General features: G+C 67.9%; 15 protein-coding genes. 5 read left to right on the plus strand and 10 right to left on the minus strand.

The annotated features are described in order from the left end of the window. Nucleotides 1–108 precede the first annotated feature (108 nt). Nucleotides 109–1,458, plus strand: coding sequence for a Na+/H+ antiporter family protein (locus ABE957_RS12205; RefSeq protein ID WP_349758969.1), 1,350 nt, complete (start codon nt 109–111; stop codon nt 1,456–1,458). An 84-nt stretch (nt 1,459–1,542) separates the two neighbouring features. Here ABE957_RS12205 and ABE957_RS12210 read toward each other — a convergent pair whose 3' ends face one another. The 4 genes from ABE957_RS12210 to ABE957_RS12225 all read right to left on the minus strand — a co-directional run bounded on the left by ABE957_RS12210 (nt 1,543) and on the right by ABE957_RS12225 (nt 5,212). Continuing rightward, nucleotides 1,543–2,307, minus strand: a complete 765-nt coding sequence (locus ABE957_RS12210) for an RNA methyltransferase (RefSeq protein ID WP_349758970.1) — start codon at nt 2,305–2,307, stop codon at nt 1,543–1,545. A gap of 168 nt (nt 2,308–2,475) precedes the next feature. Continuing rightward, nucleotides 2,476–4,122, minus strand: a complete 1,647-nt coding sequence (gene groL / locus ABE957_RS12215) for a chaperonin GroEL (RefSeq protein WP_349758971.1) — start codon at nt 4,120–4,122, stop codon at nt 2,476–2,478. Between the two features lie 62 nt (nt 4,123–4,184). Beyond that, nucleotides 4,185–4,478, minus strand: a complete 294-nt coding sequence (locus ABE957_RS12220) for a co-chaperone GroES (protein ID WP_035595572.1) — start codon at nt 4,476–4,478, stop codon at nt 4,185–4,187. Between the two features lie 209 nt (nt 4,479–4,687). Next, a complete protein-coding gene (locus tag ABE957_RS12225) occupies nt 4,688–5,212 on the minus strand; it encodes an FxsA family protein (protein ID WP_349758972.1) in 525 nt (174 codons plus the stop codon). Nucleotides 5,213–5,427: 215 nt separating this feature from the next. Here ABE957_RS12225 and ABE957_RS12230 point away from each other — a divergent pair, with 215 nt between their 5' ends. After that, nucleotides 5,428–6,189, plus strand: coding sequence for an SDR family oxidoreductase (locus ABE957_RS12230; RefSeq protein ID WP_349758973.1), 762 nt, complete (start codon nt 5,428–5,430; stop codon nt 6,187–6,189). A 130-nt stretch (nt 6,190–6,319) separates the two neighbouring features. Here the strand turns inward: ABE957_RS12230 and ABE957_RS12235 are convergent, their stop codons facing one another. Then, entirely contained in the window at nt 6,320–6,610 is a 291-nt protein-coding gene (locus ABE957_RS12235) for a ComEA family DNA-binding protein (RefSeq protein ID WP_349758974.1), read from the minus strand. Nucleotides 6,611–6,824: 214 nt separating this feature from the next. Here ABE957_RS12235 and pyrF point away from each other — a divergent pair, with 214 nt between their 5' ends. Continuing rightward, nucleotides 6,825–7,526, plus strand: coding sequence for an orotidine-5'-phosphate decarboxylase (pyrF, locus tag ABE957_RS12240; protein WP_349758975.1), 702 nt, complete (start codon nt 6,825–6,827; stop codon nt 7,524–7,526). Between the two features lie 7 nt (nt 7,527–7,533). Here the strand turns inward: pyrF and lapB are convergent, their stop codons facing one another. Genes lapB through ABE957_RS12255 form a run of 3 tightly spaced genes read right to left on the minus strand, consistent with a single transcriptional unit; the run spans nt 7,534 to nt 9,367 of the window. After that, complete coding sequence (gene lapB, locus ABE957_RS12245; protein ID WP_349758976.1) at nt 7,534–8,712, minus strand: lipopolysaccharide assembly protein LapB; 1,179 nt, start codon at nt 8,710–8,712, stop codon at nt 7,534–7,536. After that, a complete protein-coding gene (locus tag ABE957_RS12250; protein ID WP_349758977.1) occupies nt 8,713–9,018 on the minus strand; it encodes a lipopolysaccharide assembly protein LapA domain-containing protein in 306 nt (101 codons plus the stop codon). Nucleotides 9,019–9,070: 52 nt separating this feature from the next. Then, nucleotides 9,071–9,367 carry an integration host factor subunit beta gene (locus tag ABE957_RS12255; protein WP_040187190.1) on the minus strand — a complete coding sequence of 99 codons (297 nt, stop codon included), beginning with the start codon at nt 9,365–9,367 and terminating at the stop codon, nt 9,071–9,073. A 202-nt stretch (nt 9,368–9,569) separates the two neighbouring features. On the opposite strand from ABE957_RS12255, the gene ABE957_RS12260 reads away from it, so the two are divergent. Together ABE957_RS12260 and ABE957_RS12265 are read left to right on the plus strand one after the other, a co-directional pair. Then, nucleotides 9,570–9,863 (plus strand): FAD assembly factor SdhE, encoded by a 294-nt coding sequence (locus ABE957_RS12260; RefSeq protein ID WP_089849148.1) that lies wholly within the window; start codon nt 9,570–9,572, stop codon nt 9,861–9,863. 25 nt (nt 9,864–9,888) lie between these two features. Beyond that, nucleotides 9,889–10,221, plus strand: coding sequence for a hypothetical protein (locus ABE957_RS12265; protein ID WP_349758978.1), 333 nt, complete (start codon nt 9,889–9,891; stop codon nt 10,219–10,221). A 68-nt stretch (nt 10,222–10,289) separates the two neighbouring features. Here the strand turns inward: ABE957_RS12265 and nadB are convergent, their stop codons facing one another. Both nadB and ABE957_RS12275 read right to left on the minus strand, forming a co-directional pair. Continuing rightward, on the minus strand, nt 10,290–11,870 hold the full coding sequence (nadB, locus tag ABE957_RS12270; RefSeq protein ID WP_349758979.1) for an L-aspartate oxidase: 1,581 nt from the start codon (nt 11,868–11,870) through the stop codon (nt 10,290–10,292). Further along, nucleotides 11,867–13,009, minus strand: a complete 1,143-nt coding sequence (locus ABE957_RS12275; protein ID WP_349758980.1) for an FUSC family protein — start codon at nt 13,007–13,009, stop codon at nt 11,867–11,869. Before ABE957_RS12275 ends, nadB begins: the two co-directional genes overlap by 4 nt. Between the last annotated feature and the right edge of the window lie 41 nt (nt 13,010–13,050).

Consider the following 13,050-nt stretch of genomic DNA (forward strand, 5'->3'; position numbering starts at 1 on the left):
TGAACAGGCGATGACATTCCCGAGGTGGGCAGCCGGCAGAGCCGGTCGCCATCTGGTAAAATCCCGCGCCGTCTCGTCTGAATCCAACTCCATTTTCGGGAAACTCTCATGAATGCGGTAATTGTTGCGGTGCTGGTGATGGTGGGGCTGTCACTGGCGCGGGTCTCTGTGGTCTTTGCTCTGGTGGTCGGGGCCCTGGCCGGCGGGCTGGTCGGGGGCCTCTCCATCACCGAAACGCTGGCGGCGTTCAACGACGGGGTCGGCGGCGGCGCCAAGGTGGCGCTGGCCTATGCGACCCTGGGCGCCTTCGCGGTTGCCATCTCGCGCTCGGGGCTGCCCGACCTGCTGGCGCGCCGGCTGATCTCGCTGCTGGGCCAGGAGGCCTCGGCCAGTCGCCAGGCCACGGTGAAGTACCTGCTGGTCGGGTCGGTGCTGCTGGTGGCGATCTCCTCCCAGAACCTGATCCCGGTGCACATCGCCTTCATCCCGATCCTGATCCCGCCGCTGCTCAAGGTGATGAACCAGCTGCGCCTGGACCGCCGCGCGGTGGCCTGTGCGCTGACCTTCGGCCTGACGGCGCCCTACATGCTGCTGCCGGTGGGCTTCGGGGCGATCTTCCTCAACGACATCCTGCTGGCCAACATCAACCAGGCCGGCGAGGCGCTGGGCCTTGAGATCACCCGCGGCATGGTGCCCGTGGCCATGGGCGTGCCGGTGGGCGGCATGGCGCTGGGGCTGCTCTTCGCGCTGTTCGTGAGCTATCGCAAGCCGCGCGACTACGAGGCGGCGGAGGTGGCCACGACCAACGTGCCGCACCACCACCCCGAGGCCCAGGAACCCCATGCGCTGGGCGTGGCGATGTCGATCGTCGCCATCGTCGCGGCACTGGGTATCCAGCTCTACACCGGCTCGATGGTGCTGGGCGGCCTGGTGGGCTTCGCGCTGCTCTCGCTGGGCGGGATCTTCAAGTGGCGGGAGGCCGATGATCTGTTCACCAGCGGCATGCGCATGATGGCGCTGATCGGCTTCATCATGATCTCGGCCTCGGGCTTCGCCGCGGTGATGACCGCCACCGGCGAGGTCGAGACCCTGGTGACCGCCAGCGCCGAGATCATCGGCGACAACCGCGGCCTGGCCGCGCTGCTGATGCTCTTGGTAGGCCTGTTCATCACCCTGGGCATCGGTTCGTCGTTTTCGACCATTCCCATCATCGCCGCGATCTTCGTGCCCCTGGCGGTCCAGTTCGGCTTCTCGCCGCTGGCCACCGTGGCGCTGGTGGGCACGGCGGCGGCGCTGGGCGACGCCGGCTCGCCGGCCTCGGACTCGACCCTCGGGCCGACCTCGGGGCTCAACGTCGACCGCCAGCACGATCACATCTGGGACAGCGTGGTGCCGACTTTCCTGCACTACAATATTCCGCTGATCGGCTTCGGCTGGCTGGCGGCGATGACCCTGTGATCGCGCCCTCGGCGTGACGAGTACCAACGACGACGGCGGCCCGCGGGCCGCCGTCGTTGTGTCTGCCCCTGATTCGCCAGGGAGTCAGTCGTCGCTGCGCCCGTCATCGATGAGCCCCTCGTCGGGGAGATGCTGCTCCAGCGAGGCGAGCAGGCCGCGCAGCAGCGAGAGCTCCTTGCGCGACGGCCGGGCCCGGGCGAACAGCGCCTGGAGCTGTGCCTCGGTGCGCGCATGGGGCTGGGTGATGAAGCCGCTTCGCTGCATCACGCGCGTCAGGTGATCGTGGAAGTGGCCCAGCTGCTCCCGGGGCGGCTGGCGATCCTGGCTCGGGCGCGCCAGGCGAAAGTCGCTCTCCGGGCGCCGCCGCCAGGCGGTGAACACCTCGTGGGCGAGCACCTGCACCGCCTGGGAGAGATTGAGGATGCCGTAGTCCGGATTGGCCGGGATGCTCACCTGATGGCTGCAGCAGCGGATCTCGTCGTTGGTCAGCCCGAAGCGCTCGCGGCCGAAGACCAGTGCCACCGGGTCGTCGGCGGCCTGTTCGACGACGTCACGGGCCATGTCGGTCGGCTCATCGAAATGCGGCAGCGGCAGGCTGCGCAGCCGAGCGCTGGCGCCCACCACCTGTACGCAGTCGCTCACGGCCTCGGCGAGCGAGCCCACCACCCGGGCCGTGTCGATGACATCCTCGGCCCCGGCGGCCAGTCGTGAGGCCTCCGGGTCGGGGAAGCAGCGCGGATTGACCAGCACCAGGTCGGTGAGGCCCATGGTCTTCATGGCGCGAGCCGAGGCACCGATATTGCCGGGATGGTAGGTCTGGACGAGGACGATACGGATATTGGACAGCATGTCGAGCCGGTCTGGGTGAGAGTGGAAGGATGGGAGAAGCGGGGGTGGAGTGTACCCAGCTCGGCGAGCGCGAGTAAGGCCTTACACAAGTAAGGCCCCACAAATGAAAGACCCCCGCCGGTCTCCCGGCGGGGGTCTCGATCAGGCGAGGCCTGGGGGTGGGGCGACTTACATCATGCCGCCCATGCCACCCATGCCACCCATGCCGCCCATGTCGGCGCCACCGGCATCCTTCTCGTCCGGATCGTCGGCGATCATGCACTCGGTGGTGATCATGAGGCCGGCGACGGAGCCAGCGGACTGCAGCGCGGAGCGGGTGACCTTGGCCGGGTCCAGCACGCCCATCTCGAACAGGTCGCCGAACTCGCCGGTCTGGGCGTTGTAGCCGAAGTTGCCCTCACCGTCCTTGACGCGGTTCAGGATGACGGAGGCCTCCTGACCGGCGTTGGTGACGATCTGGCGCAGCGGGGATTCCATGGCGCGCACGGCGATGGCGATGCCGTGGGTCTGGTCCTCGTTCTCGCCCTTGAGGCCGGCGATACGGGTCAGCACGCGCACCAGGGCGGTACCGCCCCCGGGCACCACGCCTTCCTCGACGGCGGCGCGGGTGGAGTGCAGGGCGTCCTCGACGCGGGCCTTCTTCTCCTTCATCTCGACTTCGGTGGCAGCACCGACGCGGATGACGGCGACACCGCCGGCCAGCTTGGCGACGCGCTCCTGGAGCTTCTCGCGATCGTAATCGGAGGAGGTCTCCTCGATCTGGGCGCGGATCTGGCTGACGCGGGCCTCGATGTCATTGTCGTTGCCGGCGCCATCGATGAGGGTGGTGTTCTCCTTGGACATGGTCACGCGCTTGGCGGTGCCCAGGTGGTCCAGGGTGGCCTGCTCGAGGTCCAGACCCACTTCCTCGGAGATCACGGTGCCACCGGTGAGGATGGCGATGTCCTGCAGCATGGCCTTGCGACGGTCACCGAAGCCCGGCGCCTTGGCGGCCGCGACCTTGACGATACCGCGCATGGTGTTGACCACCAGGGTGGCCAGCGCTTCGCCTTCGATGTCCTCGGCGATGATCACCAGCGGCTTACCGGCCTTGGCCACGGCCTCGAGGGTCGGCAGCAGCTCGCGGATGTTGGAGATCTTCTTGTCCACCAGCAGGATGTACGGGTCTTCCAGCTCGACCGCCATGGTGTCCTGGTTGGTCACGAAGTACGGCGACAGGTAGCCGCGGTCGAACTGCATGCCTTCCACGACGTCCAGCTCGTCCTCGAAGCCACGGCCTTCGTCGACGGTGATGACGCCTTCCTTGCCGACCTTCTCCATCGCCTCGGCGATGATCTCACCGATGCGCTTGTCGCCGTTAGCGGAGATGGTGCCGACCTGGGCGATGGCGTTGGTGTCGGTGCAGGGCACGGACAGGGCCTCAACTTCCTTGACCGCAGCGATGACGGCCTGGTCGATGCCGCGCTTCAGATCCATCGGGTTCATGCCGGCGATCACACCCTTCAGACCCTCGGTCACGATGGACTGAGCCAGCACGGTGGCGGTGGTGGTGCCGTCACCGGCGACGTCGGAGGTCTTGGAAGCGACTTCCTTGACCATCTGCGCGCCCATGTTCTCGAACTTGTCCTTGAGTTCGATCTCCTTGGCGACGGAGACACCGTCCTTGGTGACGGTCGGGGCGCCGAAGGACTTCTCGATCACCACGTTGCGGCCCTTCGGCCCCAGGGTGACCTTGACCGCGTTGGCCAGGGTGTCGACGCCTTTCGCCATGCGAGTGCGGGCATCACTGGAGAACTTGACTTGTTTCGCTGCCATTTTCGTATGCTTCCTGTGAGTTCGTGAACGTCAGTATCGGACGATTGCTAGCGGGTCGCGGCTCAGCCTTCGACGACGGCCAGGATGTCGGACTCGCTCATGATCAGCACTTCTTCGCCGTCGATCTTCTGCTTCTCGACGCCGAAGCCATCCTTGAAGATCACGGTGTCGCCGACCTTGACGTCGAGCGGGCGCACGTCGCCGCTGTCCAGGATCCGGCCGTTACCGACGGCGAGCACTTCGCCACGAGTCGGCTTTTCCTGGGCGCTGCCCGGGAGCACGATGCCGCCTGCAGTTTTCTGCTCTTCTTCAACGCGACGGATGACGACGCGATCGTGCAAGGGACGGATGTTCATTGCTCACGTTCTCCTGATGGTTTGCTGTGCCGGCATCACTGTCCGGCGGTTTTCATCATCAACCCGCAGGCGGGCTGCGGGGTGGAGGCGGTTATCGCCTTCCTTGTCGATGGCCCGAGAAACTTCCCCGGGCCGAATCCCGATGCTGTCGGATAGGTGGGGCTCGGCAGGGCGCTTTCAAGGGCCACCGTGAAAATTTTTTGCCCCGATCAGCGCCTCTCGTCGCGGGAGATGAAGTCGCCCTCCAGCGGGCGATCCTCGCCGGCGCTACCCGGCTCGTCCCGATGTTCGGTCGGGCCGTCCCCCTGCGGGCTCGCCTGCTGCCAGTCGGCATCGCTGCCCTGGCGCGGACGATAGGTCTCGGCGCGAACGTGCAGCCCCTTCATGCGCACCCCCAGCCAGGTGAGCGACTTGGCCAGCAGGCGCCGGGCATTGGGGATCAGGCACATGAAGCCCAGGGCGTCGGAGAGAAAGCCCGGCGCCATCAGCAGGGCGCCGCCGAAGATCAGCGCCGCCCCGGTCAGAAGCTCACCCGAGGGGATCTCCCCCTGGTTCATGCGCTCCTGGGCGCGGGCGAAGGTGGCCACGCCCTCCCGCCGGATCAGGTGCAGGCCGATGAAACCGGTCGCCAGTACCAGCAGCAGCGTCGTCAGCAGGCCGATATGGCTGCCCACCGAGAAGAGGATGACGAAGTCGAGCAGGGCGAAGAGGGTAAAGATGAGAAGAAAGGGCATGATGGCTCCGCGGATGACAGTTGCGCTGGTGATGGGGGCAGGGCGCCAGAATTCAAGCCGTCGGGGCGGCAGGACGGCGTCGTGGAATATCGTTCCAGGCTTCGTTAAAGTGGCGCCAATCGCAAGGTCATAAGGTTATGCAGGCCGGCCAGGTCGCCTCGAGAGCCGGCCCGTGCCTATGACCGGGCGAGTCCCTGTCTCCTGGAGAAGCACACATGACACTCGACAATACCGTTATCGCCATCACCGGTGGCGCTCGCGGCCTGGGCCTGGCCATGGCACGGCGGCTGGGCCGCCAGGGGGCGCGCCTCGCCCTGATGGATCTCGACGGCGACGCCCTGGATCAGGCCGTCTCCCGCCTGCATGCCGAGGGGATCGAGTCGCGGGGCTTCATCGTCAACGTGGCCGATGAGGCCTCGGTGCAGCAGGCCTTCGGCGATATCCTGGCGTCGCTGGGGCCGATCCACGGCCTCGTGAACAATGCCGGGATCGTCAAGGACGGGCTGCTGGTCAAGGCGAAGGACGGCAAGGTGGAGAAGACGCTGCCCCTGTCGCAGTGGCAGCAGGTGATCGACGTCAATCTCACCGGCGTCTTCCTGTGCGGCCGGGAGGCGGCCACGCAGATGATCGAGGCGGGTCACGAGGGCGTGATCGTCAATATCTCGAGCATCTCGCGGGCCGGCAACATGGGCCAGAGCAACTACGCCGCGGCGAAGGCCGGGGTGGTGGCGCTGACCACCACCTGGGCGGGGGAGCTTGCGCGCTACGGCATTCGCGTGGGTGCGGTGGCGCCGGGCTTCATCGAGACCGAAATGACCGCCTCGATGCGTGAGGACATGCTCGAGAAGCTGACCTCGGGCGTGCCGCTCAAGCGTCTCGGCCAGCCCGAGGACATCGCCGAGAGCGTGGCCTTCATCCTGACCAACGAGTACTTCACCGGCCGGGTGATCGAGTGCGATGGGGGCCTTCGGCTCTAGGCGCTCTCCGCTGGGTGGGGGCGCTGTGTCTCCGTCATGGGCGTCTCGTCAGACGGCTCGCGCCGGACACGCACAGTCACGCCGGCCGCTTGGGGACCGGCGTGACTGTTTCTCTGTGGAGGCGAGTCGATCAGAAGGTGACCTGATCGGCGAGGCCTTCCACGGTGACCTCACCGATGCCGCTGACCCGCGTCAGGTCCTCGGCGCTCTCGTAGGGTCCGTTGGCCTCGCGGTCCTCGACGATCGCCGAGGCCTTGCTCGGGCCGATGCCGGGGAGTTCGGCCAGCAGCGCCGCATCGGCGGCATTGATGTCGATCGGTGACATCTCCTGGGCCAGGGCCTGGCTGGCGACAAGAGGAGCGAGGCCCAGCAGCATCGTCAGCAGCAGGCAGGACAGGCGGGTCTTGAGGACGTTGGTCATGGTGGCTCTCCTTGAGTCCGAGGGGGCGAGCCGTTGCCGCTCTGCACCGGCCCGCCTCCTTCAAGCTAGCGCGCCCTGGGCCATCGCCTCGTCAGCGATTACGGCGGCGTGGCGTCAGCCATCAGGGAGGCGAGGCCGACGTCTTTGCCCACCTGCGACGTAGGCCATCACTGATATACTGGGGCGATTCCTTCACCCTGCCAGGAGCCCGACCGTGTCCACCGCTTCTCCCCTGATCATCGCCCTCGACTATGCCTCCCTGGATGCCGCGCTGTGCATGGCCGATCGCCTCGATCCCTCACGCTGCCGGCTCAAGGTGGGCAAGGAGCTGTTTACCCGCAGCGGCCCGGATATCCTCGAGGCGCTGCATGGGCGCGGTTTCGAGGTGTTCCTGGATCTCAAGTTCCACGACATCCCCAATACCGTGGCCGGGGCGGTCCAGGCCGCGGCCGAGCAGGGCGTGTGGATGGTCAACGTGCATGCCGGCGGGGGGCGGCGGATGATGGAGGCCGCCCGGGAACGACTGGATCATCATGGGCTGTCTACCCACCTGATCGCGGTGACGGTGCTGACCAGCATGGAGGCCGAGGATCTGGCCGAGGTGGGCGTATCGGCGCCCCCCGCCGAGCAGGTCGAGCGCCTGGCCGTGCTGGCCCGCGACAGCGGCATGCATGGCGTGGTCTGTTCGGCTCAGGAGGCGAGCCGCCTGAACACGCTGTGCGGGGATGACTTCCTTAAGGTGACGCCCGGCATCCGGCCGAGCTTCGCCGTGGCGGGCGACCAGCGCCGCGTCATGGCCCCGGCCGAGGCCATGGCCGCCGGCAGTACCCATCTGGTGGTGGGGCGGCCCGTGACCCAGGCGGAGGATCCCATGGCGGCGCTGGCGGCGATCGAAGCGGAGCTGGCCGCCGGCTGAGACCGGCCTAGCCCTCGTCGGGCGCGTCGATCGGCTGCATGGTGCCCCAGTTGCGACAGCGGGGGCACTGCCAGTGCAGGGTCTCGGTGGCGAAGCCACAGCGCCGGCAGCGGTGGCGAGGGCGGGCGCGGACCAGGGCCAGGGTATGGCGCTCGAGCAGTTCGATGCGCTCGTCCTCCTCCCGCGCGTGGCGCCGCGAGAGCGACAGCAGCTGGTGAATCGCGGCCAGGCTCGGCTGTCGTTCGAGCTGCTCGCGGATCAGCGCGATCGCGTCCTGATCATGCCCCTGGTGGTAGAGCGTCTCGGCCAACAGGCTGATCACGGCCGTGGAGGGCACCTGGTCGAGCAGCTCGCGCAGGCAGCGGATCAGCCCCTCCTCGTCGTCCAGCAGCCGATAGGCATGGGCGAGGGGCTCGAGCATGAGCGGCGTGTAGGTGGCGTCCTGCTCGGGAAGGCGTCTCAGTAGCTTGATGGCCTGCTTGTAATGACCCGTGTCCTGGGCCATGGCGGCCAGCAACAGGTTGGCGCGCACGCAGCGCGCATCGGTGGCCAGCGCCTGACGCAGGTGACGCCTGGCCAGCACGGGGCTTGCCGAGTGGCGCTCCTCCTCGGCCAGCTCACAGAGCCAGTGGGCCGCCGCGCGGCGGATGTCGTCGTGCTGGCGCACCAGCTTGGGCAACGCCACGTCCAGTGCCGCCTGCCATTCGCGCTCGCGTTCGAGCAGGTCGATCAGCAGTCGCCTGGCCGATCCGCGCAGTTCGTCATCCTGGGCATCGCGCACCAGGCCCTCCAGCAGGCGTTCGGCGCGGTCGAGCAGGCCGAGGGCCAGGAAGTCGCGGGAGAGTTCGAGCTGCACGCGCTCGCTCTGATCGGTGGTCAGCGTCGGCCGGGCGAGCAGGTTCTGATGGATCTTCAGGGCCCGGTCGGCCTCGCTGCGATTGCGGAACAGGTTGCCCAGGGCCAGGTGGGTCTCGACGGTATCGCTGTTAACCTCCAGCGCACCGATGAAGGTCTCGATGGCCTGATCCTGCTGGTCATTGAGCAGGTAGTTGAGGCCGACGAAGTAGTCCCTGGCCAGGGAGGGCGGCGCGGAGGCGGCGCCGCTAACTCGGCGTTCCCGCCGGCCCAGCCACCAGCCGGCGGCGATCGCCACCACCAACAGGGCCAGCAGGAGAACATCGGGCATCTAGGGGAGTTCCTTCATCTCCTGGACGCGCAGACGATCGAGCTCCTTGCGCTGCTGCTGGTTATGCCGCTGGGCGCGGGTCAGCAGGGTGCGCAGGCGCAGGTAGACGCCGCTCATGGCGATCATCCCGAGCAGCACGCCTACGGTCAGCGAGGCCAGCAGCCAGACGGAGAGCGAGACGGCGGGCAACTCGATCCAGATCAGGTTCAGGGGCAGGGTCTGCTGGTTGTTGACGGCAAAGAGGATGCCGATCAGCAGCACCGCCAACAAAATGATGGCCAGGATCAGGCCTTTGAGCCAACGCATGTGCAATGTTCCCGTGTCGGTTGAAGGAGGGACGGCGATCGTTGGACGCCGTTCAGTAGCCGAGTGCGCGGCTGGCATCCACCTGTTCGCGCAGCTCCTTGCCGGGCTTGAAGTGTGGCACGAACTTGCCGTCGAGTGCGACCGGTTCCCCCGTCTTGGGGTTTCTGCCCACTCGGGGCTCGCGGTAGTGCAGCGAGAAGCTGCCGAAGCCGCGAATTTCCACCCGTCCTCCCTCGGCCAGGGTGTCGGTAATGTCATCGAGGATCAGGCGTACCGCCGCCTCGACCTCCTTCACCGACAGCTCCGGCTGTCGCATGGCGATCTGCTCGATCAGTTCGGACTTGGTCATCGACTCGTCTCCGTGCGGTCCTGCCGGGGTCGGCGTGATCCGGGCGTTGTTGTTTTTCCAAAGCATACTGGGCAAGTCTCGATAAAACAACGCACTACGACCTTTTGCCGAACCTGGGGAGCGTGGACCGCAGGCGGGCTGCCGCCGGGCAGGGGGCTCGGGTATACTGCTGCCACATCCATCCGACCCAACGAGGCCGACCTTGAACGACGATTCGTCTCCGGAAGCCGCCCTGCGCAAACGCCTCTATTGGCACTCGCGTCGTGGCATGTGGGAGCTGGACCTGCTGCTAATTCCCTTCCTCGAGCAGCGCTACGGTGATCTGGACGAGGCGGACCAGGCGGCGTTCAGGGCCCTGATCGACGAGGAAGATCAGGACCTGTTCGTCTGGCTGATGCGCCGTGAATGGCCCGAGGACCCGGCGAGGCGCCGCATCGTCAAGCTGATCGTCGAGCATGCCGAGACCACCGACAACGATCACTATCGCAACCTCTAGAGTTGCGCTCGCGACTCAGGGGCTGGTGGCCGCCACGGTCGCCGGTCTGGTGATCATCGCGACCACTCCCTGGGCAGGCGCCCTGGCGGTGAGCCTGCTGGCCGGGGTGATGGCCTCCGTGGCGCGTCGCCGCCGGGCGGGTCAGCTGCGCCTCACGCCGACGGCGGCGGGCGAGACGAGCGCCGCCTGGCGCGATCACGCCAAAGAGGCGTGGCGTCCGGTCAGCCTGCGCTGCGATTACCTCGGCCCCTGGCTGATCGGGCTCTGGATCGAGGGGCGTCGGCTGTGGCTGTGGCCGGACAGCAGCGACGGCGAATCCCTTCGCCGGCTACGCCGGGAGCTGCTGCCGCTGCCCTAGCCGTGTGAACCCAACAGGGGCCTCGAGGCGTCTTTCCTCTCTTCAGCGCGGCGGCGCTTCGAGAAGTGTCAGCTTGCCTCGAGGTCCGTCAGGAAGATGCGCGAGGGGTGCGGGTCGGGGTCGCCGTGGATCGCACAGCCGGGGTTGTAGTGCAGCCCGCGGGACTCGCGCCGCGCGCGCGCCGAGGCCACGGTAAGACGCGCCAGGCGCAGGGCGTGCCAGAGGTTCGACAGCGCCACCGACGGGGCGGCCTCCTCGACCCGCAGGGCCAGATCCCGGTGCAGCTGGGCCAGTTCCCTGGCGGCCTCGTCGAGGCCCTGGTCGGTGCGCACGATCGCCACTCGGGCGCTCATCAGCTGGCGCATCGCCTCGCGGATGATGGTGAGGGTGTCCCGGGTCTCCACGCGATCGCCGAAACGCGCCGGCAGCAGCTCGGCCGCCGAGCCTGGCGCTGCCTCGCGCAGTCCCCGGGCACAGCTGCGCGCATACACCAGGCATTCGAGCAGCGAGTTGCTGGCCATGCGGTTGGCGCCGTGCAGGCCGGTGCAGGCGACCTCGCCGATGGCGTAAAGGCGTGGCACCGTGGTGGCGCCCTCGAGGTCGGTGCTCACCCCGCCGCAGCTGTAGTGAGCGGCCGGCACCACCGGGATCGGCTGATGGGCGATGTCCAGTCCCCGCACCGCACAGTGGGCGTGGATGGTCGGGAAGTGCTGGCGGATGGCGGTCTCGCCGAGGTGGCGAATATCCAGGAAGACGTGATCGGTGTGGGTGCGCTGCATCTCGGCATCGATGGCCCGGGCGACCACGTCCCGGGGCGCCAGTTCGGCGCGGGGATCGATGCCCGGCATGAAGCGTTCGCCGGCGGCATTGAGCAGTTGGCCGCCCTCGCCGCGCACGGCCTCGCTGATCAGGAAGGCCGGGCCGTCGGGATCGTAGAGGCAGGTCGGATGGAACTGCTGGAACTCCAGGTTCATCAGTTCGGCGCCGAGCTCCGCGGCCATCATCATCCCTTCGCCGCTGGCCGGCTGGGGGCTGGTGGTGTGGCGGTAGAGGCCGCTGGCGCCGCCGGTGGCGAGCACGGTATCGGCGGCGAGCAGTTCGTGTACCCGGCTCGCGCCGTCGAGGCAGCGCGCGCCCCGGCAGTGGCCCTGGGCGTCACCGATCAGGCCGATGGCGGTGAGATCGCCGCGCAGCGTGATCCGGGGGTGGGCATCCACGTGCTGGCGCAGGGTCTCGACCACCGCACGGCCGGTGGCGTCGTCGGCATGGATGATGCGCCGGGCGCCATGGCCCCCCTCCCGGGTCAGGTGATAGGGATAGCCGGCATCGGGGCTGGCATCCGGCGTGAAGGGCACGCCCAGCGACAGCAGCCACTCGATGGCGGCCGGGCCCTGTTCGACGGTGAAGCGCACCGCGGCCTCATCGCACAGGCCATCGCCGGCCACCAGGGTATCTGCGACGTGGGCCTCGATGTCGTCCTGGGGGGAGAGCACCGCGGCGATGCCCCCCTGGGCCCAGCGGCTGGCGCCCTGGTCGTCGCTGGCCGGTCGCAGCAGCGTGACGCGGCGATGGTCGGCCACCTCGAGTGCCAGCACCAGTCCGGCGACGCCGCCGCCGATGACCAGCACGTCATGCTTGCCGTCCGTCATCTGCCTTTCCTTCTCTCATGATGGTCCACGGCGGCCGAGCGGGCGTCGGTGAGGCCGTGGTGGGGGGCTCGGCGGCGCAGTCGCCGGCTGGGCAGGCGATCCAGGTCGCCGAGGCGCCGGGTCAGGTCGTCGGTGAGTCGTGCCAGCTCTCGATTGAGCCACAGGTAGCCGCCGGGACTGAAGAGCCGTCTTCCGTCGCTGGCCCGGGCGTTGGCCGCGAGCTCGGCGTGTCGCTCCAGGGCGAAGGGGGTGATGGTGACATCGACCGGCCGGCCGGTGCGCACCTGGAAGGCCAGGGTGCCGATGCCGCGGGCCAGGGTGTGTTGCTGCTCGCGCAGACCCTCCATGGCCTCGATGAGCTCGTGCCCGTCGCGGCTGTTCCAGTGGGTCTCCAGCAGCAGCTCGATGGTGGAGAGCATGCGCCGCTGCAGCGAGATGAGGTCGTCCAGCTCGTGGCGGGTCAGGCGTCGCTCGCGGTGGATGGCATCCACCAGGCCGCGCTGCTTGACCAGCAGGCTGCTGGTGGCCTTGAGCAGCTCGCGGGCGTCGATGTCGTGAGCGGCCGTGGCGGTGGTGTGGGCATGGTAGAGGCGGGCCATGCGGTCGAGGTTGTCGGCCAGCATGAAGCGCAGCATGTCGGTGGCCTTCTGGGGCAGCACCAGGACCGTGACGGTGATGCCCACCAGGGTGCCGAGCAGCACGTCGAAGGCGCGCCATAGCGCGATATCGAGCTCCTGCTGGCCGCCGCCGATCACCAGCAGCAGGCTGATGGCGAACATCAGGCCGCTGTAGCCGTGCCGGTTGCCGAAGGTCAGCCAGGTGGCGACGGCGATGCCGGCGAGGGCACCCAGGGGCACCAGGTAGGGCCAGGGCAGCGGGAGCATGATCAGCAGCAGACCGACGCTGGCGCCGAGCACGGTGCCCAGCAGGCGCTGTCGACCCTTGTCGAGCACGCCGCCGATGTGCGGAAGGTTGCCCATCACCATGATGGTGCTGACCAGGGCCCAGCCGCTGTGCTGGATGGTGAACGCTTCGATGAGGGTAAAGGTGACGCAGAGGGCCAGCACGATGCGCAACACGTAGAGTTTGCGTCGATGCTGATAATTGAAGTAGGGGTCGCGCAGGCGCGGCAGGATCATGAGATGGCGTCCCGTTGGAGGGTCGCGCCCGACGCTTGCCG

Origin of the sequence: Halomonas pelophila (assembly GCF_040196315.1) — a bacterium.
Classification (GTDB): Bacteria; Pseudomonadota; Gammaproteobacteria; order Pseudomonadales; family Halomonadaceae; genus Halomonas; species Halomonas pelophila.

Excerpts from the sequence above, each read along its gene's own strand:
- ABE957_RS12205 (WP_349758969.1), top strand. The coding sequence starts at position 109 with ATGAATGCGGTAATTGTTGCGGTGCTGGTGATGGTGGGGCTGTCACTG.
- ABE957_RS12210 (WP_349758970.1), bottom strand. The coding sequence starts at position 2,307 with ATGCTGTCCAATATCCGTATCGTCCTCGTCCAGACCTACCATCCCGGC.
- groL (WP_349758971.1), bottom strand. The coding sequence starts at position 4,122 with ATGGCAGCGAAACAAGTCAAGTTCTCCAGTGATGCCCGCACTCGCATG.
- ABE957_RS12220 (WP_035595572.1), bottom strand. The coding sequence starts at position 4,478 with ATGAACATCCGTCCCTTGCACGATCGCGTCGTCATCCGTCGCGTTGAA.
- ABE957_RS12225 (WP_349758972.1), bottom strand. The coding sequence starts at position 5,212 with ATGCCCTTTCTTCTCATCTTTACCCTCTTCGCCCTGCTCGACTTCGTC.
- ABE957_RS12230 (WP_349758973.1), top strand. The coding sequence starts at position 5,428 with ATGACACTCGACAATACCGTTATCGCCATCACCGGTGGCGCTCGCGGC.
- ABE957_RS12235 (WP_349758974.1), bottom strand. The coding sequence starts at position 6,610 with ATGACCAACGTCCTCAAGACCCGCCTGTCCTGCCTGCTGCTGACGATG.
- lapB (WP_349758976.1), bottom strand. The coding sequence starts at position 8,712 with ATGCCCGATGTTCTCCTGCTGGCCCTGTTGGTGGTGGCGATCGCCGCC.
- ABE957_RS12250 (WP_349758977.1), bottom strand. The coding sequence starts at position 9,018 with ATGCGTTGGCTCAAAGGCCTGATCCTGGCCATCATTTTGTTGGCGGTG.
- ABE957_RS12255 (WP_040187190.1), bottom strand. The coding sequence starts at position 9,367 with ATGACCAAGTCCGAACTGATCGAGCAGATCGCCATGCGACAGCCGGAG.
- nadB (WP_349758979.1), bottom strand. The coding sequence starts at position 11,870 with ATGACGGACGGCAAGCATGACGTGCTGGTCATCGGCGGCGGCGTCGCC.
- ABE957_RS12275 (WP_349758980.1), bottom strand. The coding sequence starts at position 13,009 with ATGATCCTGCCGCGCCTGCGCGACCCCTACTTCAATTATCAGCATCGA.